The sequence below is a fragment of the Mycobacterium sp. IDUB_1 genome, from assembly GCF_055419625.1.
Genome location: NZ_JBVAYA010000004.1, coordinates 110,523 through 111,212 on the forward strand (window position 1 = coordinate 110,523; position 690 = coordinate 111,212).

1 pseudogene is annotated in these 690 nt (G+C 72.6%); it reads right to left on the reverse strand.

From position 1 onward, the window contains the following. Positions 1-202: pseudogene (locus ACZYYX_RS21335) on the reverse strand (PE family protein); the annotation flags it as partial. Positions 203-690: the final 488 nt, after the last annotated feature.

The following is a 690-nucleotide window of genomic DNA, read 5'->3' on the forward strand; positions in this document are numbered from 1 at the left end:
CACCCGGCGCAGGAGGCGTCACGACCTCCACCGACGAACCCGCAGGAACCGCAGGCACACCCGGCGCAGGAGGCGTCACGACCTCCACCGACGAACCCGCAGGAACCGCAGGCACACCCGGCGCAGGAGGCGTCACCACTCCCGACTCACCAACAATCGGCGCACCCGGCACACCCGGCGCAGGAGGCGTCGCAATCTCCACCGACGAACCCGCCGGAGTCGCAGGCACAGGAGGAGCCGGAGGCGAGAAGGTCTCAACGGAACTGGATGACGGCGTCGCGGGGGCCGGAGGTGCAGGCGGCGAGAAGGTTTCTATCGACGAACCCACCGGAGTCGCAGGCACACCCGGCGCCGGCGGAGTCGTCACACCCGACTCACCAACAACCGGAGCACCCGGCACACCCGGCGCCGGCGGCGTCACACCCTCCACCGACGAACCCACCGGAACCGCGGGCACACCCGGCGCCGGGGGCGCGACCACGCCTGACTCACCAACAACCGGAGCACCGGGAACACCCGGAGCCGGAGGCGCGGGATTGCCTGCGGCAGAAGCAATTGGCGCGCCTGGGGCACCGCCGGAGCCCGGAGTCACGGCACCGCCGGCACCCTCGACTTGCGCGCCGCTGCCAGGCAGCCCGGCGGCCGGCACCACACCAGCATCACCGATGACCGGCGCACCCGGCACTCCCG